This window comes from Ruegeria sp. BHSB172 (assembly GCF_059613165.1).
This window is the reverse complement of the sequence record NZ_JBXWRZ010000050.1, coordinates 1-21,842: the sequence shown is the minus strand read 5'-3', so window position 1 is coordinate 21,842 and position 21,842 is coordinate 1. Positions and strand designations below refer to the sequence as shown.

At 64.6% G+C, this 21,842-nt stretch carries 19 protein-coding genes; 6 read left to right on the top strand and 13 right to left on the bottom strand.

Annotated features, from left to right (window positions below; genetic code table 11):
* From AC2FM3_RS15870 to AC2FM3_RS15860, 3 genes are all read left to right on the top strand, one after another.
* On the top strand, positions 1–615 hold a 615-nt coding region (locus tag AC2FM3_RS15870), incomplete at its 5' end, for a Tim44/TimA family putative adaptor protein (protein WP_496683669.1).
* Complete coding sequence (gene mltA / locus AC2FM3_RS15865) at positions 612–1,652, top strand: murein transglycosylase A (RefSeq protein ID WP_496683666.1); 1,041 nt, start codon at positions 612–614, stop codon at positions 1,650–1,652. The genes AC2FM3_RS15870 and mltA, both read left to right, overlap by 4 nt.
* Positions 1,652–2,239, top strand: coding sequence for a Smr/MutS family protein (locus AC2FM3_RS15860; protein ID WP_496683663.1), 588 nt, complete (start codon positions 1,652–1,654; stop codon positions 2,237–2,239). Before mltA ends, AC2FM3_RS15860 begins: the two co-directional genes overlap by 1 nt.
* Here AC2FM3_RS15860 and AC2FM3_RS15855 read toward each other — a convergent pair.
* The 4 genes from AC2FM3_RS15855 to hslV all read right to left on the bottom strand — a co-directional run bounded on the left by AC2FM3_RS15855 (position 2,236) and on the right by hslV (position 6,586).
* Positions 2,236–3,456, bottom strand: coding sequence for an MFS transporter (locus AC2FM3_RS15855; protein WP_496683660.1), 1,221 nt, complete (start codon positions 3,454–3,456; stop codon positions 2,236–2,238). The genes AC2FM3_RS15860 and AC2FM3_RS15855 overlap by 4 nt on opposite strands.
* Entirely contained in the window at positions 3,453–4,550 is a 1,098-nt protein-coding gene (locus AC2FM3_RS15850) for an alpha/beta hydrolase (protein WP_496683657.1), read from the bottom strand. Before AC2FM3_RS15850 ends, AC2FM3_RS15855 begins: the two co-directional genes overlap by 4 nt.
* Before the next feature lie 102 nt (positions 4,551–4,652).
* Positions 4,653–5,960: an ATP-dependent protease ATPase subunit HslU gene (gene hslU / locus AC2FM3_RS15845; protein ID WP_496683655.1), complete on the bottom strand. Its 1,308-nt coding sequence runs from the start codon at positions 5,958–5,960 to the stop codon at positions 4,653–4,655.
* Between the two features lie 68 nt (positions 5,961–6,028).
* The gene (gene hslV / locus AC2FM3_RS15840; protein WP_149774117.1) at positions 6,029–6,586 is read right to left on the bottom strand and encodes an ATP-dependent protease subunit HslV; all 558 of its coding nucleotides are present in this window, start codon (positions 6,584–6,586) and stop codon (positions 6,029–6,031) included.
* 197 nt (positions 6,587–6,783) lie between these two features.
* Between hslV and AC2FM3_RS15835 the strand changes: the two genes are divergently transcribed.
* The gene (locus AC2FM3_RS15835; protein ID WP_496683651.1) at positions 6,784–6,978 is read left to right on the top strand and encodes a DUF1127 domain-containing protein; all 195 of its coding nucleotides are present in this window, start codon (positions 6,784–6,786) and stop codon (positions 6,976–6,978) included.
* 130 nt (positions 6,979–7,108) lie between these two features.
* On the opposite strand, the gene trxA is transcribed toward AC2FM3_RS15835, so the two are convergent.
* The 8 genes from trxA to regB form a co-directional block, all read right to left on the bottom strand.
* The gene (gene trxA, locus AC2FM3_RS15830) at positions 7,109–7,429 is read right to left on the bottom strand and encodes a thioredoxin (protein ID WP_149774119.1); all 321 of its coding nucleotides are present in this window, start codon (positions 7,427–7,429) and stop codon (positions 7,109–7,111) included.
* 60 nt (positions 7,430–7,489) lie between these two features.
* Positions 7,490–10,849 (bottom strand): double-strand break repair helicase AddA, encoded by a 3,360-nt coding sequence (gene addA, locus AC2FM3_RS15825; RefSeq protein WP_496683648.1) that lies wholly within the window; start codon positions 10,847–10,849, stop codon positions 7,490–7,492.
* Positions 10,846–13,773, bottom strand: a complete 2,928-nt coding sequence (gene addB, locus AC2FM3_RS15820; protein ID WP_496683646.1) for a double-strand break repair protein AddB — start codon at positions 13,771–13,773, stop codon at positions 10,846–10,848. Before addB ends, addA begins: the two co-directional genes overlap by 4 nt.
* Positions 13,766–14,452, bottom strand: a complete 687-nt coding sequence (locus tag AC2FM3_RS15815) for a nucleotidyltransferase family protein (protein WP_496683643.1) — start codon at positions 14,450–14,452, stop codon at positions 13,766–13,768. Before AC2FM3_RS15815 ends, addB begins: the two co-directional genes overlap by 8 nt.
* Positions 14,449–15,453, bottom strand: a complete 1,005-nt coding sequence (locus AC2FM3_RS15810) for an aminoglycoside phosphotransferase family protein (RefSeq protein ID WP_496683641.1) — start codon at positions 15,451–15,453, stop codon at positions 14,449–14,451. The genes AC2FM3_RS15815 and AC2FM3_RS15810 overlap by 4 nt, the downstream gene beginning before the upstream one ends.
* Entirely contained in the window at positions 15,450–15,920 is a 471-nt protein-coding gene (gene tsaE / locus AC2FM3_RS15805; protein WP_496683638.1) for a tRNA (adenosine(37)-N6)-threonylcarbamoyltransferase complex ATPase subunit type 1 TsaE, read from the bottom strand. The genes AC2FM3_RS15810 and tsaE overlap by 4 nt, the downstream gene beginning before the upstream one ends.
* Before the next feature lie 41 nt (positions 15,921–15,961).
* Positions 15,962–17,470 (bottom strand): PAS-domain containing protein, encoded by a 1,509-nt coding sequence (locus AC2FM3_RS15800; protein ID WP_496683636.1) that lies wholly within the window; start codon positions 17,468–17,470, stop codon positions 15,962–15,964.
* Between the two features lie 66 nt (positions 17,471–17,536).
* On the bottom strand, positions 17,537–18,934 hold the full coding sequence (gene regB, locus AC2FM3_RS15795) for a sensor histidine kinase RegB (protein WP_496683634.1): 1,398 nt from the start codon (positions 18,932–18,934) through the stop codon (positions 17,537–17,539).
* 90 nt (positions 18,935–19,024) lie between these two features.
* Between regB and AC2FM3_RS15790 the strand changes: the two genes are divergently transcribed.
* Positions 19,025–19,648: an SCO family protein gene (locus AC2FM3_RS15790; protein ID WP_496683631.1), complete on the top strand. Its 624-nt coding sequence runs from the start codon at positions 19,025–19,027 to the stop codon at positions 19,646–19,648.
* A 79-nt stretch (positions 19,649–19,727) separates the two neighbouring features.
* A complete protein-coding gene (locus AC2FM3_RS15785) occupies positions 19,728–20,282 on the top strand; it encodes an ActR/PrrA/RegA family redox response regulator transcription factor (protein WP_496683628.1) in 555 nt (184 codons plus the stop codon).
* A 101-nt stretch (positions 20,283–20,383) separates the two neighbouring features.
* Here AC2FM3_RS15785 and AC2FM3_RS15780 read toward each other — a convergent pair.
* On the bottom strand, positions 20,384–21,842 hold a 1,459-nt coding region (locus tag AC2FM3_RS15780; RefSeq protein ID WP_496683625.1), incomplete at its 5' end, for a DUF3604 domain-containing protein.

Sequence of the window (21,842 nt, the reverse complement as noted above, 5' to 3'; positions counted from 1 at the left end):
ATCTTCCTGATCCTGCGCCTGAAAAGCGTGTTGGGCACGCGGGAAGGTTTCGAGAAACCGCCGGTGCCGCAGCAACCTGCCCCCAGCAAGTCGCGCCGGGATTTCGAGGTGATCGAAGGCGGCCCCGATCGCGACATCACCGATCATGTCCCCGAAGACAGCGAAATCGCCCAGACCCTGGCCGCGATGAAGCGGGTCGAACCCAGCTTCTCGGTTAGCGAGTTCCTGCAGGGCGCACGCGGCGCCTACGAAATGATCGTGATGGGATTCGAGCGCGGCAACCTGGACGAAATTCAGCCCTTCCTGGCCGAAGATGTTTTTGAAACCTTCGTGTCCGTCGTGGCCGATCGCGAAGACAAGGGCCTGACCATCGAGGCCGAGTTCATCGGCGTGCGCGAGATCGCGCTGGTGGACGCGCAGTTTGACAAGGACACCAACCGGGCCGAGATCACCGTGCGCTTTGTCGGTGAACTGACCTCGGTCGTGCGCGACCGCGACGGCAACATCGTCGAGGGCAACCCCAACACGATCAAGCGCCAGAAGGACAGCTGGACATTTGCCCGCGTCATGGGCGCGGACGATCCGAACTGGCTGCTTGTTGCCACCGACGCATGACGGGACGGCTCCGGTCGCTGATTGCGGCGGCGATTCTGGCCGCCGCTCCCGCCTCTGGGGCTGAGACCACGCGGTCGATCCTGACCTTCGATGACCTGCACGGCTGGGCCGAAGACGATCATGCCGCGGCCCTGTCGGTATTCCTCGAGACCTGCGGCGATCTGGACGACCCCGACTGGCGGGCGCTGTGCGCCACCGCGCGCAGCCACAAGCCCGAGGCCGCGCGGGCATTCTTCGAACTTTTCTTCCGCCCGGTTCTGATCGAGGACGGTAACCCGCCCCTGTTCACCGGCTATTTCGAACCCGAACTCGATGGCGCGCGCCATCGCACCGACCGGTTCCGCTTTCCGGTCTACCGGATGCCGCCCGAGGCCCGCGGTGACGGCCCCTGGTTGACCCGGCAAGAGCTGCTGACCGGCGATGTCATGCAGGGCCGCGGACTCGAGATCGCCTGGGTCGATGACCCGGTCGAGCTGTTCTTTCTGCAGATCCAGGGCTCAGGCCGGATCCGCCTGCCCGACGGGACCGCGTTACGGGTGGGGTATGGCGGCGCGAACGGCCACCCCTATCGCTCGATCGGGGTCGAGATGGTGCGGCGGGGCCTGCTGGGTGCGCATGAGGTCAGCGCCCGGATGATCCGCGCCTGGGTCCGTAAGAACCCCGAAGCCGGGGCCGAACTGCTGATGCACAACCCGTCCTACGTGTTCTTCCGCGAGGTTTCGCGCGTGGCGCCCGACCGGGGCCCGCTGGGAGCGATGAACCGGTCGATCACCGCGATGCGCAGCGTGGCGGTGGATCCGGCCTTTGTGCCGCTGGGTGCGCCGGTCTGGGTCGAGAAAGACGGGGCCGTGCCCCTGCGCCGCCTGATGATCGCGCAGGACACCGGCGCCGCGATCAAGGGCGCACAGCGGGCCGATATCTTTTTCGGTACGGGGGACGTCGCGGGCCAGGCGGCCGGGCGGCTGAAGGATCCGGGCCGGATGGTGGTGCTGCTGCCGATCCAGCGCGCCTATGCCATGTTGCCGGACGAATTCTGATGACCCGGCGCAAACTGACCGCTGACGAGATCGAGCTGTGGCGCAAGGTGGCCCGCCAGACCGAACGGCTGCACCCTGAACTGCCGCAGTCGGTGCACCCGACCACCCTGCCCAAGCCCACGCCCAAGAAACCGCCCAAACCGCGGATCGAGCCGTTCCAGCTGGGTCAGAACCGACCTGCGCCCGCGCCGGACCATCGTCTGAAGCCTTCGGTGGCCGAGGGGCTACGGGCTGCGCCCGTGCAGATGGACAGCAAGGCCTTCGCCCGGATGAAGCGCGGCAAGCTGAAACCCGAGGGCAAGCTGGACCTGCACGGCATGCGGGTCGACACGGCGCACCCGGCCCTGATCAGGTTCATCCTGTCGGCACAGGCCTCGGGAAAGCGGCTGGTTCTGGTCGTGACGGGCAAGGGCAAACACCGCGACGAGCCCGGCCCGATTCCGACTCCGCGCGGGGTGCTGCGCAATCAGGTGCCTCAATGGCTTGCGTTGCCGCCGCTGGCGCAGGCGGTGCTGCAGGTGGCGCCGGCCCATGTCAGCCATGGCGGCGAAGGGGCCTATTACGTCTACCTGCGCCGGATCCGCTAGAACAGCCGCTGCGCCCGGTGGATCCCGGCCCAAACCAGCGCGCTGGCCAGCATGAAAAACCCGGCGATCCATTGAAACTGGGTGGTCAACGAAACGCCCTTGTCGATCAGTGCCCCGGTCAGGCCCGGTCCGATGGCTGACCCCAGCACCATGACCGCAGCAGCCATGGCCTTGATCGCGCCGATGTGGCGGGTGCCGTAGAACTCGGCCCAGAAGGCCGCGGGCAGCGTGCTGTTGGCCCCAACCGACAGCGCCAGACACGCCAGTGCCACCACCGCGCCGGGGATTGTGTGCACGACGGAAAATAGGCCAAACCCGATCGCCAGCGGCAGTTGATAGAACGGCATCATCCGGGCGGTGCCCCACCTGTCCAGCGCCCAGCCCGAGGCGAACATCGCCAAAATCGACACCCCGGTATAGATCGGAAACAGCGCCACAAGCTGCAGATGCGCCCAACCCTTGATCTGCGCCAGATGAACCTGGTGAAAGAAAAAGGCGGTGATGAAGGCCGACGGCGCCAGAAGCGCCGGCGCCATGAACCAGAACAGCGGGGTCCGCAGGGTTTCGGACCGGGTCCAGTGACGGCCCGCCATCCCGGTGGCCGAATGCTGCTGCGCAAGGCTTTGGGGGGTGCGTTCGTTCCTGAGCATCCGCATCAAGGCGGGTACGCCCAACAGCGTCACGGCGGCCGAGGCGACCCACAGCAAGCGCCAGTCAATCAGCGCCATCGCGGCCACGAACAGCATTGGTAGAACCGCCTCGCCCACGGCAAAGCCCAGCGTCGCGATCGACAGCGCCTTCCCGCGCGAGGCGGTGAACCATCGGGTCATCGCCACCATTGCGATGTGGCTGCACATGCCCTGGCCGAACAGCCGCAACAAAAAGATCACAACCGGCAGCAGGACCACCCAGCGGTTGACCGCCATCGCCATCGCCGCCACGGCCAGGCCTCCCAGCACCGCAGCCCCCAGCGCGCGCACGCGGTAGCGGTCGGTCAGCCCTCCGGCCCAGATCATGACCCCGGCCGAAACCAGAGTACCCAGCGCATAGAGGCTGCCCCAGGCGCCGTGGCTCAGGCCGAACTCGGCCCGGATCTGGCCCGCGAAGATCGAGATGAAAAACGTCTGCCCGAAACTGGACAGAAAGGTCAGCAGTACCCCCGCACCCAGCCATGGCGCATTTCCGGCCAGAAAATGGCGCAGCCCCCGCCCAGTCACGGAGAGCTGACCCGGACCTGCCCGGTTTCCGTCAGAACCACTTCGGTCGCGCCGTTGTCGTTTCGAACCGCCGGAGGAACCAGCAGGTCGATCCCTCCGTTGTCCTTGCCGAAAGTCCGGCTGACGCGGCGGAGCGCGCCCAGAATCGACAGCAGCGCCGGCGAGGTCGCGGCCACGAAATGCGAGGATTCGGCATCGCGGTTGAACACGGTCGTGTCGATGATGCTGATCGGGTATTCGGCGATCCGGTCGGTCGACCGGATATTGCCCAGCCGTTCACTCTTGGCGATGCCGCGCAGCCGGGCCGAGATGCCTAGAATCCGGTCTTTCTTTGACACCATCACCAAGAACGGATCGGGCGGGTCCTGAATGCTGGCCATCTGCGACCGAAACACATCGACATCCAGGTCGGGCGAGATCAGCAGAACACCTTCCAGGTTGCGCCGTGACCAGCCGGGCTCGCGCAGCTCGGCCTGGCGCATCATCTCCATGGTCAGCGCGGCCCCCATCGAATGCGCCACGATCAGTATGCGCGGAACGCCGATGGATTTAAGCTTTGCCACCGTTTGCTGCAGCCCGTTGCGCGCAAACAGCATGCTGTCCAGATCATAGGCATAACCCGTGCCGCTGCCCCGGCTGGGCCAGGAATAGATCAGGGTCCGCCCCGGCAGCCCGATGTCATGGGCCAGCTGGGCCGCACGAAACGCGGTTTCGGTCTGGGTGGCGTTGAAGCCGTGCACAAAAATCGTGACCTCCTGCGCGCCATTCAGCCGCGCCTTCAGGTCCTGCGGCCCAACAAATTCTTTCAGCCCGGCCAGCACGAACTGTTTTGCGGGATCAGGGTCGGAATAGGAAAAATCAAGCGTTCCCGGCCGGTGGCTCGGCGGAATCGACACGGTCAGTTCTAGAAACCTCAGATCCTCGGCCCGCCCATAGCCATAGCTGCCGTCCGGTTCGCGCGCACGCGTGGTCGCGACAAAGACGGTCTGCGCAGTGCCAACCTCGAGCGCCTGCGGCAGGATCACCGAAACGGACCTGTCGACACAGGCACCCAATGTGGCGACCCAGACAAGAAGGATCAGAATGCGCAGCACGGAACGGGCCTCGGAACAAAGGAACGGCCTACGCATAACGGAACCAGCGGCAGGGTCCAGAGACTTGGTTGGCGACAGACCGCTGATCTTCGGTGGGACCTGTTACAGAACGTAACGACTGAGATCGGCGGATTTGGTCAATTCGCCCAAATTGTCATCCACGAATTGCGCGTCCACCACGATCTCGGCGCCGGCCTTGTCGGGGGCGGCAAAAGACAGGTCTTCGAATACGCGCTCCATGACCGTGTACAGTCGCCGGGCGCCGATATTCTCGACGCTGCGGTTCACCTCGGCCGCGATCCGGGCCAGCGCCGCGATGCCGTCATCGGTGAACGATACACTCACGTCCTCGGTGCCCATCAGCGCGGCATATTGCCGGGTCAGGGCGTTGTCGGTCTCGGTCAGGATGCGCACGAAATCCTCCTCGGTCAGCGCGCGCAGCTCGACCCGGATCGGTAGCCGGCCCTGAAGTTCGGGCAGCAGGTCGGAGGGCTTGGCTATGTGGAAGGCACCCGACGCGATGAACAGGATGTGGTCGGTCTTGACCGGGCCGTGCTTGGTGGACACGGTCGTGCCCTCGATCAGCGGCAGCAGGTCGCGCTGCACGCCTTCGCGGCTGACATCGGCACCGCGCGCATCGGCCCGGGCACAGACCTTGTCGATTTCGTCAAGGAAGACGATGCCGTTCTGCTCGACCGCTTCAAGCGCGGTCCGGGTGACGGTTTCGTCGTCCAGCAGCTTGTCGGCCTCTTCCCCGATCAGGATGTCATAGCTTTCGGCCACGGTCATTCGGCGCTTGACCGTCCGCCCACCAAAGGCCTTGCCGAAGATGTCGCCCAGATTCATCATGCCCATCTGGCTGCCGGGCTGGCCGGGTATGTCGAACATCGGCATGGGGTTGGAATGGTCGGCCACCTCAAGCTCGATCACCGTGTCGTCCAGCTCGCCCGATTTCAGCTTCTTGCGGAACATCTCGCGGGTGCTTTCGCGCGCGTCCGCGCCAGCGATGGCTTCGATCACCCGGTCCTCGGCGGCCTGATGCGCCTTGGCTTTGACCTCGTCGCGCATGTATTCGCGGGTCTGGATGATTGCGGCGTCGGTCAGGTCGCGGATGATCTGTTCGACATCGCGGCCGACATAGCCGACTTCGGTGAACTTGGTCGCCTCGACCTTGATGAAGGGCGCCCGAGCCAGCTTGGCCAGGCGGCGGCTGATCTCGGTCTTGCCGACACCGGTGGGGCCTATCATCAGGATGTTCTTGGGATAGACCTCGTCGCGGATGTCATCGGGCAGCTGCTTGCGCCGCCAGCGGTTGCGCAGGGCCACGGCCACGGCGCGCTTGGCATCCTTCTGGCCGATGATGAAGCGATCCAGCTCGCTGACGATTTCGCGCGGGGTCAGGTCGGTCATGTGCTTTCAAATCCCGTTGTTTCGCGGGCAACCTAAGCATGGGGTGCGGAAACACAAGGCGGAGCCCGTTATTTCGTGATCCGCTCCACGGTGAGGTTGCCGTTGGTGTAGACGCAGATATCGGCGGCGATCGCCATTGCGTCGCGGGCCACCTGTTCGGCGCTCTTGTCGCTGTCCATCATCGCCCGCGCCGCCGCCAGAGCGAAATTGCCGCCCGACCCGATCGCGGCCACGTCATGTTCGGGCTCCAGCACGTCGCCCGCCCCAGTGATCACGAACATGTCCGCCCCGTCGGTGACGATCAGCATCGCCTCGAGCTTTTGCAGATACTTGTCGGTGCGCCAGTCCTTGGCCAGCTCGACCGAGGCGCGGGCCAACTGGCCCGGTGTCGCCTCAAGCTTGGCCTCGAGCCGTTCCAGCAGGGTGAAGGCATCCGCCGTCGATCCGGCGAAGCCGGCGACGATCTCGAACCCGCCGGGCGACAGGCGGCGCACCTTGCGGGCGGTGCCCTTGATCACGGTCTGGCCCAAGCTGACCTGCCCGTCACCCGCAATGACGACCTCGCCGCCCTTCTTGACGCCGATGATCGTGGTGCCATGCCATCCGGGAAAGTCGTTCTCAGCCATCCAAGCCTCCGTATCCGTTGCCGACCTATATGGGCCGGGCGGGCGATCCGCGCAACCCGTTCTCAAACTGCCCAAAAGATATGCAATCTGCGCAACACGGGGTTGTCGGACCAGCAATTGTGAGTCGCCCCCGGCAGGACTAGATGGGGCCTGCAACCGACATTGGGTCGGCTGCTTCAGTTGAAGGAATGCGCAAAATGGCAACCACCGCAAACATCCATGCGCCGCTCGGAGCAGCTACCATCCTGCACGTAGTGGACGCTTTCATCCGCGTCTATGACTCGGTTGTTGAATGGAACACCGCCCGCAAAACCCGCAAGCTGCTGTCGCAACTGAGCGATGCCCAGTTGGACGATATCGGGCTGACCCGCGAAGATATCGCCAAGATCTGAGCGGCACGCAAAGTTATCTCCCCAGAAAGGGCCGTCCGAGATTTCGGGCGGTCTTTTTGTTTTGTCCGGTACGACCGCACAAAAAAGGCGCCCTTGGCGGGGCGCCTTGTGTCCTTGGGATCCGCTGCGATCAGATCGATTCTTCGATCCAGCTTTGCAGGGCGGCCTTCGGAGCAGCACCCGCGCGGTTCGAAACCACCTGACCGTCTTTGAAGATGAACAGCGCCGGAATCCCGCGCACGCCCATTGCCGCGGCCGAGTTGGGGTTGCTGTCCACGTCGACCTTGGCGATCTTGATCTTGTCGCCGTATTCGGCCGCCAGCTCTTCCAGGGCGGGGCCGATCTGCTTGCAGGGGCCGCACCACTCGGCCCAGAAATCCACCACGACGGGGACGTCCGAGTTCTTGACTTCGGCGTCAAAGGTTTCGTCGGTTACGGCTACGGTCGACATATTCTGTCTCCTGAATGACATGCGCTTGGGAGTAGAACGTAGGTGTCCCCAAGAGGGAGGTCAAGATATCTGGGCACGCCCCAAGGCCTCCGTCACAAGATCGTGTGGCAGCCACATCAGACGTGCCGTCCGGGTCCACAGGATCGCGGTGCGGATCTCGCGACCGGGATAGATCTGCGACAGCGCGGCGGCATAGGCGCCCATCTGGCGCAGCAGGCCGTCGGGGCAGGTCTCGGCCCGATCGGGAACCGTAGCGTTCGATTTGAAATCAATGACTTGCACCACGTCATCCGTCACGATCAACCGATCGATCACCCCGTGGATCCGACGACCGTCCAGAGTGGCCGAGACGGGCACCTCTGCCAACGCGGCCGGGGCAAAGACGGGGGCCAGGTCCGGCGCCGTCAGCACGCCCGACGCCTCGGCCAGAAGGTCGCGGCGGTCGCCGTCCTGCATATCGGGCAGAAGCCGGGCGCAGAGCTGATCCCACCGGTCGCGCGGCGCCTCGGCCAGATGTTCGAGCAGCAGGTGCAGGCGGGTGCCGCGCAGCTTGGCGGCCTCTTCCTCAAGCCCGGTCTCGCCCGGCAGGGCCTTGGCCCCGCCCAGATCGGACGGGCTGAGCGTTTCGGGATCGGGTATCGGCTCGGATGCGGGCCGGTGAAACAGGTCCGGTAGGATCTCCTGCGCCGGTTCCGGGGTCGGGCGATGGTCCAGTGGCAGACCCTCCCAATCGCCATGCGCCAGACGGCGGATGCCGGTGCCGGGGATCTCGGTGGCCCCTGCCCGGCCCATCGCCTCTTCGACCAGTTGGTACCAGCTGGACCCGTCCTTGCCCAGATCGCCGGCAGCCGCCACGATCAGCCATTTCTCGGCCCGGGTCAGCGCGACGTACAGCAAACGCAGCCGCTCGTTTTCCTCGCGTTGGCGCGCGTCTTTGCGGGCACGGGCAATCAGGTTCGGCGACAGGTCGGCGGGCACCTTCCACAGCGGCGTTCCGTCGGCGACCATGATCTCGGCATCGCGGGGCGGCTGCCGCTTGCCGGTGTCCGGCAGGATCACGACCGGCGCCTCCAATCCTTTCGAGCCATGTACCGTCATCACCCGGATCATGTCGCCCACGCCGGTCATCTGGCGCTTGATCTCCAGGTCATCGGTCTGCATCCAGACCAGGAAACCGGTAAGGCTGGGAATGTCCGACCGCTCATAAGCCAGCGCCTGCGACAGCAGCGCGTTGATGCCGTCCTCGGCCTCGGCGCCCAAACGGCCCAACAGTTTGCGGCGGCCGTCATGGCGGGTCAGCACCCGTTCGATCAGGTCATAAGGGCGCAGAAAGTCCACCTGCCCGCGCAGATCGTTCAACACAGCCAGCGTTTCGGGAAAATCCCCGGCGCGTTGGCGCAGCGCCGCCCACAGGTACCTTTCCTGTCGGCGATGAGCAAGGTCGAACAGCATCTGCTCGGACCAGCCGAACAGCGGCGATTTCAGTACCGTGGCCAGCGACAGGTCATCCTCGGGCGTGGCAAGGAAACTCAGCAGTGCGGCCAAATCCTTGACCGCAAGTTCCGCGCCCACCTTCAGCCGGTCGGCCCCCGCGATCGGCAGACCCTGGGCCTTGCAGGCGCGGATAATCTCGGCGAACAGGTCCGAGCGGCGCTGCACCAAGATCAGAAAATCCCCCGGCCGCACCTTCCGGCGCACGAATGTACCGCGCGTGGGGCCGTCTTCGGGGATGGTTTCGCCGGCGTCGATCATGGCCTTGATGCGCGCGGCGATCTGGTTGGCCAGGATCACCGTGTGATGCTGCGCCGCGGGCCGATCGACCGGGTCGGTCCAGTCGCCCTCGTCCGCGTCCTCGACCTTTTCCACCACCGGCCACAGATCGACCCGGCCCGGCAGATCGGCCTTGAAGGCGCGGTGCTGGGACTCTTTCTGAAACCCCGCCTCGGCGCGGTTTTCGAACAGGATATCGACCAGCGATAGGATGGCGCTGGAGGAGCGGAACGAATATTCCAGCGTCCAATCCCACAGTTTAGAGCCTGATTCCTGCAATTTTCGCCCAAACTCGGCTTGCATCCGGTCAAAGGCCTGCGGGTCGGCCCCCTGAAAGGAATAGATCGATTGTTTCTTGTCGCCGACCACGAAGATCGTGCGCTCAACCCCGGACCGTGCGCCCTCGCCGCTGGTGAATTCCTGTGCCAGTTTCTCGACCACATCCCATTGATCAGGGCTGGTGTCCTGCGCCTCGTCCACAAGGATGTGGTCGATCCCGCCATCCAGCCGGTACAGCACCCAAGCGGCCACCGCCGGGTCGTTCAGCAACAGGCGCGCGCGCAGGATCAGGTCGTCGAAATCCAACCAGCCGCGCAGTTGCTTGCGGCGCTCGTATTCCGGCAGGAACGCCGCCGCGAAGCGGTGCAGCACCATGGATTTGCGCGCGGCTGCCAGCGCCAGACGCCCTTCCCGCGCGGCCTCGACCCGCCGCATCAGCGACTCGAGCGGATCTATCTGCCCTGCCAGGACCCCCTCGCGCAGCGCTTTGGTGGGAAAATTGCCGATCTTGGCGGTAAAGGGCTCTTTGGCGGATTTTCCGGTCAGGAACACGTCTTCCAGCACCGGCAACTGACCCAGCGCGGGTTCGGTGAAGCCCGACAGTTTCTCGGCCGCCTTGGCGTCGGTCTTGCCGCCGCCCGCCAGCGCCGGAAGGATCGACCGGATCAGTTCGACCTCGCCGCCCAGAAACACCTGCGCCAGCAGCGCGTCCTCGTCGAACCTCTCGGGCAGGCCAAAACGGGCCAGCAGGTCGGGCCATTGCAGCGCGGGCTTGAACAGGGTGCGCTTCTGGGCGATCGCGGCGGTCAGCTTGTCAAAGCCGGTATCGGTGATGTGGCGGGCCACATCCTCGATCAGGCGGGCCTGTGGGCCTTCGGCAAAATCCTCGACGATTTCCTCGCGCAGCAGGGCCGCGGCGCGGTCTTCCATTTCGGAAAACTGCGGGCTGACCCCGGCCTCCAGCGGGAACCGCCGCAGCAGCGAGGCGCAGAACGAGTGGATCGTCTGGATCTTCAACCCGCCCGGCGTTTCGATGGCACGCGCGAACAGGGTGCGGGCACGGGCCAGGCGGTCGGGGTCGATTACCCCTTCGACGCCCAGTTCGGTCAGTTGCCGCAGCAACGCCGCGTCGTCCAGCATCGCCCATTCGCCCAGCCGCTTGAACAGGCGGTTCTGCATCTCGCTGGCGGCGGCCTTGGTGTAGGTCAGGCACAGGATGTGCTGCGGCTGTACACCATCCAGCAGCAGCCGCGCCACGCGATCGGTCAGAACCCGCGTCTTGCCCGAGCCCGCATTGGCCGCCAGCCAGGTCGACGCATCGGGCCGCGCCGCCTGAACCTGCCGTTCGGTCGCTTCGTCGCGCGGGGTCATGTCAGATCCTCGGGCTTGGTTTCGGCGGTGCGGTCCCATTCGCCGAACCGCGCCAGGTGGTCATAATCGCCCACGTCGCTGTCCTTGTGCATCATCCGGCGCGAAGAAAACCCCTGATCAGGCTCTAAATAAGCAGAAATCAGCTCTTTCAGCTCGGCCAGAACCTTGTCGGGCGGCTCTTTTTCCAAGGGTGCCGGGACCTCTTTGTAGGTGCCGCCCATACCGATGAACACGGCGCTGGCCACGGCCATCGGGTCAAAGCCGTCGATCCCGCCCTGCTCGGCCATCGCGGCCTCGATCAGCAGCTGTTTGTCGAACTTGGCCTGCTGCGGTTCCGAGGGCGGCGTGCCGGTCTTGTAGTCGATGATGGTCAGGGCGCCGCGGCTGTTGCGGTCGATTCGGTCGGCGCGGCCATTCAGAGTGAACCCAAGCGGTTCCAGCGTCAGGCGCATCTTGGCCTCGAACGCGATCGGGCCGCCGTCGCTGCGGCGGCTGATCTCGGCGCGCAGAAAGTCGTCTGCGATCCGCTCCAGCCGCGCCAGCCACAGTTTTCGGGCGGTAGGCCAGGCGACATGCTGATCCAGAAGCGCCTCGGCCCGTTTCAGGAAATTGTCGCGGGTCAGCAGCGCGCCGTCCAGCACGCTGTCCTTGACGAAATGTTCCAGGATCTCGTGGATCACGATACCGCGCAGCAGGGCGTCGGGCGCCTGCACCAGCGGGTCCAGCGGTTTCAGGCGCAGGACGTGCTTGGCATAAATCGCATAGGGGTCGCGGATCAGCTTCTTGATCTCCGTCACCGACAGGCGGCGCGGGCGCGCGGCCGCCGGCGGGCGCGGTGAAGGACGCGGTGCGGCGGCGATCCGGGGCGCCTGTTCCAGCATCTCGGACCAGCGCAGCCATGTCTTGCCCCGGTCGCGCATCTGTTCAAGCGCCGCGCGGCCGCCCTGATCCGGCAGGCCCTGCAACAGGTTGGTCAACCGGTTCAGCCAGCGTGACGGCACGGTTTCGGCATCATCCGAGCGCACCGCGCGGGTCAGCCAGACCTCGGGCGCGCCGATGGCCTGCTGGAAATCATGGGCCGACAGGCCGATGCGCCGTTCCGGCAGCAGCAGGCCGGCACGGTCGCGCATCTGGCGGTTCAACCAGGGGTCGGGCGTGGGGGCCTCGGGCCAGCTGCCCTCGTTCAGCCCGCCCAGAATCAGCAGGTCGGCACCCTGCACGCGCGCTTCGAGCGTGCCCCAGATCATGATCCGCGGGTGGGGGGCGTCGCGGTCGCGGACCTCTTGCCCGGCCAGCAGCGCACCCAACAGATCGGCGAAATCCAGCGCCGTCATCTCGCCGCCGTGCTCGGCCTCGTCCGCAAGGCCCGAGATCACCGCCAGAGCCGCTTGGCCTGCATTCTTGTCCCACAGCTCGCCCGCGCCGGCGGTTCCGGGGCCAGCAATAGCTTCGGCCAGATCGCGCAGGCGCTGCACCCAGTCGGTGAGCGGCAGGGTGCCGCTGATCTGCTGGTCGCAGAAATTGCGGATCAGCCACTGGGCCCACGCATCGGGTACTTCTTTTTCGACGGCAAAGCCGGTCAGGCTGGCGCGGTCGGGGAAGGGCGGGCCATTGCGGCGCAGGTGCAGTTCCAGATCGCGGCTGTGCAGCAGATGGGCACCGCGGTCGCCCGCGCTGTGGCACAAGGGGTGTTTCAGCAGGGTCAGCAGCGCCTCGGCATCCAGACGGCGCGCGAACAGCCCGGCCACATGACGCAGGAACCGGCCCGGCGGCGACAGTTGCAGCGGCAGGCCGGCACTGTCGTCGGGCAGGATGTTCCAGCGGTCCAGAGCAGCGCTGACCTGGCGGGTCAGCATCCGGTCGGGGGTGATCAGGGCAGCAGTCTGTCCGGTCTCGGCCGCCTGCCGCAGGCGCAGGGCGATGGCCAGCGCCTCGGCCCGCGGCGATTGCACCTCGACCAGGGTGATGTCGCGCGTCGCGGCATCAAGATCGCGCAGCCGCGGGCCTTCGCTCATCCAGGCATCGGTAATCGGGGCCGGACGCAACGCCAATGAAACCAGACGGTTGCGCGCGGGCGAGGGGGGCTGGTCCGGGGTCCAGGCTGCGATCTGATCCGGCTCCAAGCCCAGTTCTGTCATCAGCTTGCGGAACCGGTATTGCGGGTGATCTTCCGAGGTCATTGTCGAATCCAACCGCTCCCAGACATGGGCGGGCTGGTCGAAATCGTACCCGGGCAGGATCAGCGCCCCCTGCGGCAGCCGCGCCACCGCTTGCATCAGCATCAGCGTGGTCCCGCGCGAGCCGGTGGACCCGGCCAGGATCACCGGGTGTTGCGGCGGCGCGTCCTGCCAGCGGGCGATCAGGTTTTCGACCACGCGGCGTTGGCGGGCCTGCACGTCCAGGCTGCCATCCTCGGTCTTCAGGAACTGGTCGGCGATGCCGATGAAGGCCTGCGCCCGTGCCCAATGGCCCGACAGGTCGGTCACGTCCAGCTGCCGGATCGCCTCGGGCGAGACGCCTTCGCCCTGCATCTCTTCGATCAGGGCGGCGAGGCTGTCGGACAGGTCGAACAGCGACGACCGTGCGGCCAGGTCCGGTTGCTGGTCGAGCAGGCGGGACACCAGTTGCGTCAGTTCCAGCCGTCGCCGCAAGGGCGGCACGGCGGGCGGCACCTGATCCAGATCGACGCTTTCGCCGAGATCAGTCACCAGCGAAATGCGGGGCAACAGGCAGGGCGGGCCCTGATCGAACAGCTCGCGCACGCGGCGGGCCATGCGGCGGGTGTTCAGCACCAGTTGTACGCGGGCCAGTGCCTCGGGCGGGTGGCCATCGCAGCGCGCCCGCAGCCCGCGCACCAGTGCCTGCGGAAAATCCGCGCCGGGGGGCACTGCAAAGACCCGAGGGGTGGCGCCGGGTTCAAACATCGGCCAGCATCTCCTCGGCCAGAGCGATGCCTTCGGGGCGGCCGACATCGCACCAGCGCCCGGGATACTGCAGCCCGTACAGCCGTCCATCGCGCTGCATCCGGTCCCACAAAACATTGAGCGAGAACGCTTTTTCCGGAATTTCCGCCAGACCGTCGGTCTTGAGGATCTGAATGCCGCCATAGACGTGACCCGGCCCGCGTGCAAGCCGGCCTTCGGGGTCGACCTTGAAGTCTCCGGGGCCTGTATGTCCGATCGTCTGTGCGATCGGCACGCAGATCAACAGCGCGTCCATCCGCGCCGGGTCCCAGGCCGCCTGCAGCAACTCCAAAGGGTTGGGCCCGGACCAGATCGCATCGGTATTCATCGTGAATACCGGCCCCGGACCCAGCAGTGGCAAGGCTGCCCGCAACCCGCCGCCGGTTTCCAGGATTTCCGGCTGTTCGTGTGACAGCAGAACACCTCGCGGCGCCAAATGATCGGTCAGTTGATCGGCCATGTAGTGCAGGTTCGCGACCACACGGCGTGGCCTCACCGCATCCGTCAACTCCAGCGTATGGTCGATCAGCGGCCGTCCGGCCACCGGGATCAGCGGCTTGGGCCGGGTGCGGGTCAACGCGCCCATCCGGGTGCCGAAACCGGCGGCAAACAGCATCACGGCCTGCGGTCTTGCGGTCATGCGCCCCTCAGACGTGCCAGGTTTTCCGGGGTGGGTTCGGGCAGGGCCGAGCGCAGCAGGTCGGCCAGGGAAATCAACACGGGATGTTCCAGATCGCGCATCAGATGCGCCCAGGTGGCCGGGATCAGATCGATGTAATGCGGCTTGCCATAGTCCATGGCCAGCCGGGCGAACACGCCGAGAATGCGCAGGTTCCGCTGGACGCCCAGAACGCTGTAGGCAGTGCGGAAGTCATGATCGTCCACGCCGGTGGACGCGATGTAGCGCTGGATCATCTGCATCTCGACTCCTGCCGGCACGGCGCGCCGGACATCCTGCAGCAGCGACACCAGATCATAGGCCGGATGGCACAGCATCGCGCATTGGAAATCCAGCAGGCCGACCCGGCGGACCCCATCGCGACCCTGCAGCCAGATCAGGTTCTCGGCGTGGTAGTCCCTGAGCGTCACCACCCGTGTGCCCGAAGTTTCCTGATGCAGGATGTCGGCAAAGCGGTGTTCGAACCGCGCCCGGGCGTCGGCATCGTGCCTGCCCAGAATTCCTTCCGCATATTTGGTGAAGGCCAGTGCCGAAAGTTCGGTCATCAGGGATGGATCATAGCTGTCCAGCGCGGGCAAGGAGGCGGCGTGCAAATGCACCAGAACGTCGGTGGCGGCGTCGTACAACGCGCGCTCTTTCGCGGGCGCGCGTTCCAGCACCCGGGCGAACAGATCATCACCGAAATCTTCCAACAGCAGGAAGCCGTGCTCGGAATCCTCGGCCAGGATTTCAGGCGCACTCAGGCCGATGGAATGCAGGTAGCGGGCGACCTTGACAAAGGGCCGGACGTCTTCGCCCTTGTCCGGGGGCGCATCCATCAATACCACCGTCCTTCCCGTGTCGGGATCGGTCAGCCGCTCGTAGCGGCGGTTGGACGCGTCGCCGGCCAGCGGATGGCGTCGTGCTCCGGACCACGGGGTTCGCGCCAGGAACGCCTGGATCAGGTCTGCACGGTTGGTCATACGGAAAACTCCAGCTTGTCAGCCCATTTCGGATCGGACCAGGACAGTGTCAGATGTCGCGTCTCCTCGTGGGCCGCGTCGGTTTTAAACGTGACCAACAAGGCCGACTCCGGCCGCAGATCGCCCAGCTTTTCTGGCCATTCGACCAGACAGATCGCCGTGTCGAACGCCTCGGTCAGGCCCAGTTCGACGATCTCGTCGGCCGAGGTCAGGCGATACAGGTCGGAATGCCATATCTCTCCGGTGGCGCCGTCATAGACCTGAACTAGGGTGAAGGTCGGTGACGGAACATCCTCGGGGACCGGCAGGACCGACCGGATCAGGCTGCGGGCGAAATGGGTCTTGCCGCTACCTATGGGTCCGTCCAGCAGCACCACGTCGCCGGGGGCCAGCCGTTGGCCCAGTTCCGCCGCCAGGCGCGACGTCTTTTCGGGCGAGTCCAGGGTTATCGAAACAGGCGAATTCATGGCGCCACAATGGACGCGCCGCACCCCCGCTGCAACCCGGTTCAGGCCGGGATCTGCATCATTCCTCTGGCCGGGTTTTCCGCCGGTTCGACCGAGAAACGGACGATGGTCGCGCCGTTCTGGATCGGGGTCACCGTGCAGGATACGGGCGTCCCGTCCGACTTGCGGATTTCCGCGCTCCACTCGGCCCGGTCATTGCGCATTTCGATGAAGTCGCGAATTTCGCCCAGAACCGGAGTCGCCTGGCATTTTTCCTGCCAGCTGCGGATGAGGTCCAACACGGTGGCGGGCAGGAAACCCTCTTCGTCCGGGTCGTTCCAAAGCTGGTGATAAGCATGGTTGGTGAAGGCCAGAGTCCCGTCATCGGCGAAAACGGCGATCGCGTCGGCCAACTTGTCGAAGACCGACTGCATCAGGTCCATCTCGGACCGGAAGCGCCGGGTCAGGGTGATCTCGGCGGTGATGTCCTCGAACAGAAAAGCAACGGCGCCGTCGGGATGCGGGCGGCCGCTGACCGAATAGACCGATCCCGACGGCAGCGACCAGGTTTCCTGATAGTTGCCGCCTTCGGCCGCTTCGAGCAGGTCATTCATCTGGCTGCGCCAGCTTCGATAGTTTTTGGGTTCGGGCATCATGTGCTGGTCGCGCAACCTGTCGAAAAAGCTGGAAAGGCTGGGGCGGCAGCTGAGAAAGTCGGGCGGCAGCGCTGTCAGGTCGATCAGGGCCGGGTTGAACAGCGCCAGCTGCCGGTTGCGGTCGAAGATCGCCAACCCGATCGACAACTGCGCGAAGGTCTTGGTCATGGTCTGGACGAATTTGCGCTGGGCGGTTTCGGCCTCGACGATCGCGTTTACGTCGACAGCATAATGCAGCATGCCCTCGTCCAGTTCGATCTGCGTCAGATCGAACCACAGCCTGTTGTCGTTGCCTTTGACCGGAATGGAAACGCGGGTCTTCCGTCCGGGCCGGGTTTCACCCGCGAGATCGGGAAACATGGGGTCGGTCAGGTCGGTATCGGGCCCCCGCACCTTGCGGGCCAGCGTTACATAGGCAGCGTTGCACCAGCTGACCCTGTTCGACCGGTTCAGAAGCCATACCGGATAGGGCGCCTTGTCCATGGCCAGGCGGATCGGGTCGCTGGGGTCGCGGCGAATGGGCTCGGGTGCACCGGCCCGGTCGCGCAGGCGCACCCGTACAATCCCGTCGATCCATTCGCACAGAACTTCTCGCTCGACCGTGCAGTCGATGGCAGACACCACCATGCTGCCCTGCTCGCGCACCAGTTCAGGAGACTCGGGAAAGGCGGGAAAGTCCCTCTGCAACAGGCGACTGAGATCATTCCAGTCATTCACCGACTCGAATCCGGACAGGGCGATGTCGGAATGGCTGATCAGGCGATCGCCATCGAACAGAAACACCGCATCCAAAAGGGATTCGGGCGCCGACAGGCCAAAGCTGTCATCGCGGGGCCGGCGCCGCGGCAACAGCCACTGCAGCGCCAGGCTTGACGAGACCAGGCTGATCGCGGCCAGAATGATCCAGTCTGCCATATTCCGTGCACCCGAAAACCCAAACCAGACCCAACTATCGGCGCCAATGGTTAACGGTGTCTTAACTCAGACCCGGAACGGCTTGTTGGCACCCGAGGGAACCGGCGACTCACCGCTCTGGGCGTCGATCAGTTTCCGCGGCCAGGACACCAGAACGATGGCGCCCCGGCGCTCGGGGTTGTCAGTGAGGTCCTGATACGGATCGGATCCGTTGGCGAAGGAGAGTTCCGCACCGCTGCGCTCGAGCAGCGTCTTGGCAATGAACAGACCCAGGCCCATGCCCTCGTATTCGGGCCGCGTGCGTAGGTCGGTTTCGGCGCGTTTGCGGCGCATGAACGGATCGCCGATGCGCCCGATGATCTGGGCCGGATATCCGCGTCCGTCATCCATGATGCTGACGGTGATCCGGTCGGGGGTCCATTCGGCCTCGACCCAGACCTGCGCGCGGGCGAAATCGACCGCGTTCTGGATCAGGTTGCGCAGCCCGTGGATGATCTCGGGTTTGCGCAGGATCGAGGGCTGCTGAACGTCGCCATCCGGCCCCGGCCCTTCGGCGAAATGCACCTGTTTGCCGCGGTGGATATGCGGCTCGGCGGCTTCGTGGATCACGGTGGACAGTGGCGCCTGCCGCAGGTGCAGGTCGTCCTTTCCGGCCCGGCCCATGTCGCGCAGGATGTCGCGGCAGCGGTCGGCCTGCTCGCGGATCAGGGCGGCGTCTTCCTTCAGGTCCGGGCGGTCGTCCAATTCCTCGATCAGCTCGGCGCTGGTCAGCTTGATGGTGGCCAGAGGCGTGCCCAGCTCATGCGCGGCGGCGGCCACGACCCCGCCTAGGTCGGTCAGTTTCTGTTCGCGGGCCAGTGCCATCTGGGTGGCGGCCAGCGCCTCGGACATCGACTGGACCTCAGCGCTGATGCGGTGCGAGTAGGCGCCGATGAACACGATCGCGATCACGATGGCGGCCCAGTTTCCGAACAGCAGGATCTCGGGGATGTCCAGCACCAGCCCCAGATTGGTGCGCAGCGGCAGGTGGAACCGGGCCAGCAGCGTCGCCACGATGATCGCCGCCCCGCCGATGATCAGGGTCGAGCGGGTGCTCATGACGTTGGCGGCGATGGTCACCGGCCCCAGCAGCAGAAGTGAAAAGGGATTGTTCAGCCCGCCGGTGAGGTACAGCAGAATGGCCAGCTGCAGCAGGTCGAACAGCACCATCAGGAAGTTCTCGAATTCGGTCAGGCGCTTGTTCTGTGGGAACAGCAGCATAGCCGTCAGGTTGCCCATCACCGACACGCCGATGGCCAGATAGCACAGGCCCAGTTCCAGCTGAACGTGATAGACCTGCTGCGCCACGGTGATGGCGGTCAGCTGGCCGATGATGGCCACCCATCGCAGCAGGATCAGCGTGCGCAGCCGGATCCAACTGCTTCGTTCCTGTCCGCGCCAGAGGCTGGTGTTGGAATCCGTCATCGCGCGATTATGTCCTGTTGCGGCGGCTGGTCAACTTGATAGGTGTTGCGGCCGATCCGATCAACAGCCCCTTGCGTCAGGAAATACGCCATGACCCGTCTTTATGCCATTCTCGCAACCGTCGTTCTGGCCCTTGGCCTGGGCGCCATGTGGCTGATGACGCGTGGCGGGCCCGAGGACAAGTTCGCCCAATGCCGGACCAGCCAGATCGCCGGCGGTTCCGCGGCCATCGGCGGCCCGTTCGAGCTGATCAACTCCAAGGGTGAAACCGTGACCGACAAGGATGTGATCACCGAACCGTCGCTGATCTATTTCGGCTATACCTTCTGCCCCGATGTCTGCCCGCTGGACACCACCCGCAATGCCGAGGCCGTCGATATCCTGACCGAGCGCGGCTATTCGGTGACGCCGATCTTCATCTCGATCGACCCCGATCGCGACACCCCCGAGGCGGTCGGCGATTTTGCCTACAACCTGCATGAAAAGATGATCGGGCTGACCGGAACGCCCGAACAGGTCAAAGCTGCGAGCCAAGCCTACAAGACTTATTACAAGGCCCAGGACAAGAGCGACGAGTATTACTTGGTCGATCATTCCACCTTTACCTATTTCGTCACGCCGCAGGACGGATTCCTGGAGTTCTTCAAGCGGGACGACACGGCCGAGCAGATTGCCGACCGGGTCGCCTGTTTCCTGGACCAGGCAGGGAAATAGAGGGTGGTTTGACCTTTGGTGTGGCGCTGCTATTACTCAACACCAAGCCTATCGGCAGGACATAGCAGAAAGAACCCACATGGCAGACAGTGCGCAGCTTGAAATCGGCCCCGACAAATCCCTGCTTCTGGTGGATGATGACGAGCCGTTTCTGAGGCGTCTGGCCAAGGCGATGGAAAAGCGCGGGTTCGAGGTGGAAACCGCCGGATCGGTCGCCGCCGGCCGCGCCATCGCCACCGCTCGCCCACCTGCCTTTGCCGTAGTGGATCTGCGGCTTGAGGATGGCAACGGTTTGGACGTGGTCGAGGTGCTGCGGGAAAAGCGCCCCGACAGCCGGGTGGTGGTTCTGACTGGCTATGGCGCGATCGCGACTGCCGTGGCGGCCGTGAAAATCGGCGCCACAGACTATCTGTCGAAACCCGCCGACGCCACCGACATCACCAACGCGCTTCTGGCCAAGGGCGACGAACTGCCCCCGCCCCCCGAAAACCCCATGAGCGCCGACCGCGTACGGTGGGAGCATATCCAGCGGGTCTATGAACTGTGCGACCGAAACGTCTCGGAAACCGCGCGACGGCTGAACATGCACCGCCGGACCTTGCAGCGGATTCTGGCGAAGCGCAGCCCGCGGTAATACCGGGTCGCGCTACGCCTGTTCGAAGTTCAAGTACATTTGAAAGCGAGCTGGAATGGCCGCAATGCGGGACAAACGCGACATTGCTGCTGGCTTTCAAGTTAGTTTTCTGGCGTGTACCAGATTGGCGAAGTGTAGGCGCGCTCCTGATGGATCATTACGGCATCCTCTGGCAGGTCGAGGTTGCCGTAAAAAGCCTCGTCATAGGCCAGCCAGGTCGGCGTCGGGATTTCAAGCACCCGGACATAATAGTATGCACGCTGAGCCGGATCGAACTCTGGGTCCACCCAGTGCGCGCCAAGTGCGGCTGAACCAATGGTATTGGTGTAGTTCGCACCGTCCACCGTGTTGCCAACGGGTGGCAGTTTGCCGTCGGCGCCCGGATTCCGGTCTCCCGCCCACGCGGCGTCAAATACCTTGGTCTGCGGTTCGCCATTTGCATCGACCCAGCCCTTTATGATCTGGATGCGATCTAGGTTCGCGCCGTCCGGGTCGCGCAGCGCACGCACCATGAAGGTGGGGGCTGCTCCCTCTGGCCCGGCGAAGAGGTCCGCGCCCATGGGCACGCCCCGGGCATAACCCTCGACGGCGAAATCGGGACGGTGGACCTCGTCGGGTTCAAAGTCCCACCCCGCAAACACGCGGACAGTCATGCGCGGGCCGGTGGTGGCATAAACCTCCTTGCGCTTGAATGCGTCCCAGATCGCCTCTCGCGTGTTCTCCCGCGCCCATGCAGCGGCAAGACCGGACGCGAGGGTTTCATATGTGCGGATCGCGACGTCTTCACCCAAAAAATCAGGCTGGATGATGAACTCATCGTAGCGGTGATCGCCGCCGCCGGGTTCTGCTGGGGAAGCCTTGCCAAAGAAGTTGTCCTCGCGGGCGGTTGCCAGCGACGTGTGGCTGTCGGTCGCGCCGATCATCCCGAATTTGTAAGGGTTCGTGCCTATGTCTTCTTCGTATTTCAGACCGCGCGCCAGTGCCTCACGAGCGTATTCGCGTGGCAGCATGTCCGGTGTCTTAAGTGCACTGCCGAAATTTCCGCGATCCCAGCGATAATAGTCCGCGAACTCGTCATTTGGTGAGAGCATCGGGTGGGTTTCCCCGTCGCCTTTAATCTGCGTGACTTCGTATAGCGGTTCCCACCGCATCCGGCGTTCGGCGTAGGCCTGATCTATCGGTTCGCCATTCTGGCGGACATCGTCGAACATCGTGCCATTCGACAGGTTGCCGTTGTGGGCAAACGCCATGACCTGACCGCCTGTTCGGGCTTCATACGCTTCCATCCAGTCCCAAAGATCCTCCGGATCGGAACTGTCGTAGTTGGAAAATGGCACGAGGTCCGCGACTTCGTCTGCACCATCTCGAAACATGACGATCCGATGCAGGTTGTTCAGGTCCTTGATTGAAGTCCATTCAAAGCCGTGCAGAGATGTGAACACGCCAGGTTCATTGTACCGCTCAGCTGCATCGACGATGCGCCTCCAAAATGTACGGGTCAGATCGTCGTCGTCAATCGGGTCCGTTACCGCGCCCATCGCGTCGCCCCACATTACGAAT

Excerpts from the sequence above, each read along its gene's own strand:
- tsaE (WP_496683638.1), bottom strand. The coding sequence starts at position 15,920 with ATGAATTCGCCTGTTTCGATAACCCTGGACTCGCCCGAAAAGACGTCG.
- hslU (WP_496683655.1), bottom strand. The coding sequence starts at position 5,960 with ATGACCGACCTGACCCCGCGCGAAATCGTCAGCGAGCTGGATCGCTTC.
- AC2FM3_RS15835 (WP_496683651.1), top strand. The coding sequence starts at position 6,784 with ATGGCAACCACCGCAAACATCCATGCGCCGCTCGGAGCAGCTACCATC.
- AC2FM3_RS15815 (WP_496683643.1), bottom strand. The coding sequence starts at position 14,452 with ATGACCGCAAGACCGCAGGCCGTGATGCTGTTTGCCGCCGGTTTCGGC.
- AC2FM3_RS15860 (WP_496683663.1), top strand. The coding sequence starts at position 1,652 with ATGACCCGGCGCAAACTGACCGCTGACGAGATCGAGCTGTGGCGCAAG.
- mltA (WP_496683666.1), top strand. The coding sequence starts at position 612 with ATGACGGGACGGCTCCGGTCGCTGATTGCGGCGGCGATTCTGGCCGCC.
- AC2FM3_RS15800 (WP_496683636.1), bottom strand. The coding sequence starts at position 17,470 with ATGGCAGACTGGATCATTCTGGCCGCGATCAGCCTGGTCTCGTCAAGC.
- AC2FM3_RS15790 (WP_496683631.1), top strand. The coding sequence starts at position 19,025 with ATGACCCGTCTTTATGCCATTCTCGCAACCGTCGTTCTGGCCCTTGGC.
- addA (WP_496683648.1), bottom strand. The coding sequence starts at position 10,849 with ATGACCCCGCGCGACGAAGCGACCGAACGGCAGGTTCAGGCGGCGCGG.
- AC2FM3_RS15785 (WP_496683628.1), top strand. The coding sequence starts at position 19,728 with ATGGCAGACAGTGCGCAGCTTGAAATCGGCCCCGACAAATCCCTGCTT.
- regB (WP_496683634.1), bottom strand. The coding sequence starts at position 18,934 with ATGACGGATTCCAACACCAGCCTCTGGCGCGGACAGGAACGAAGCAGT.
- AC2FM3_RS15810 (WP_496683641.1), bottom strand. The coding sequence starts at position 15,453 with ATGACCAACCGTGCAGACCTGATCCAGGCGTTCCTGGCGCGAACCCCG.
- hslV (WP_149774117.1), bottom strand. The coding sequence starts at position 6,586 with ATGGCTGAGAACGACTTTCCCGGATGGCATGGCACCACGATCATCGGC.
- trxA (WP_149774119.1), bottom strand. The coding sequence starts at position 7,429 with ATGTCGACCGTAGCCGTAACCGACGAAACCTTTGACGCCGAAGTCAAG.
- addB (WP_496683646.1), bottom strand. The coding sequence starts at position 13,773 with ATGTTTGAACCCGGCGCCACCCCTCGGGTCTTTGCAGTGCCCCCCGGC.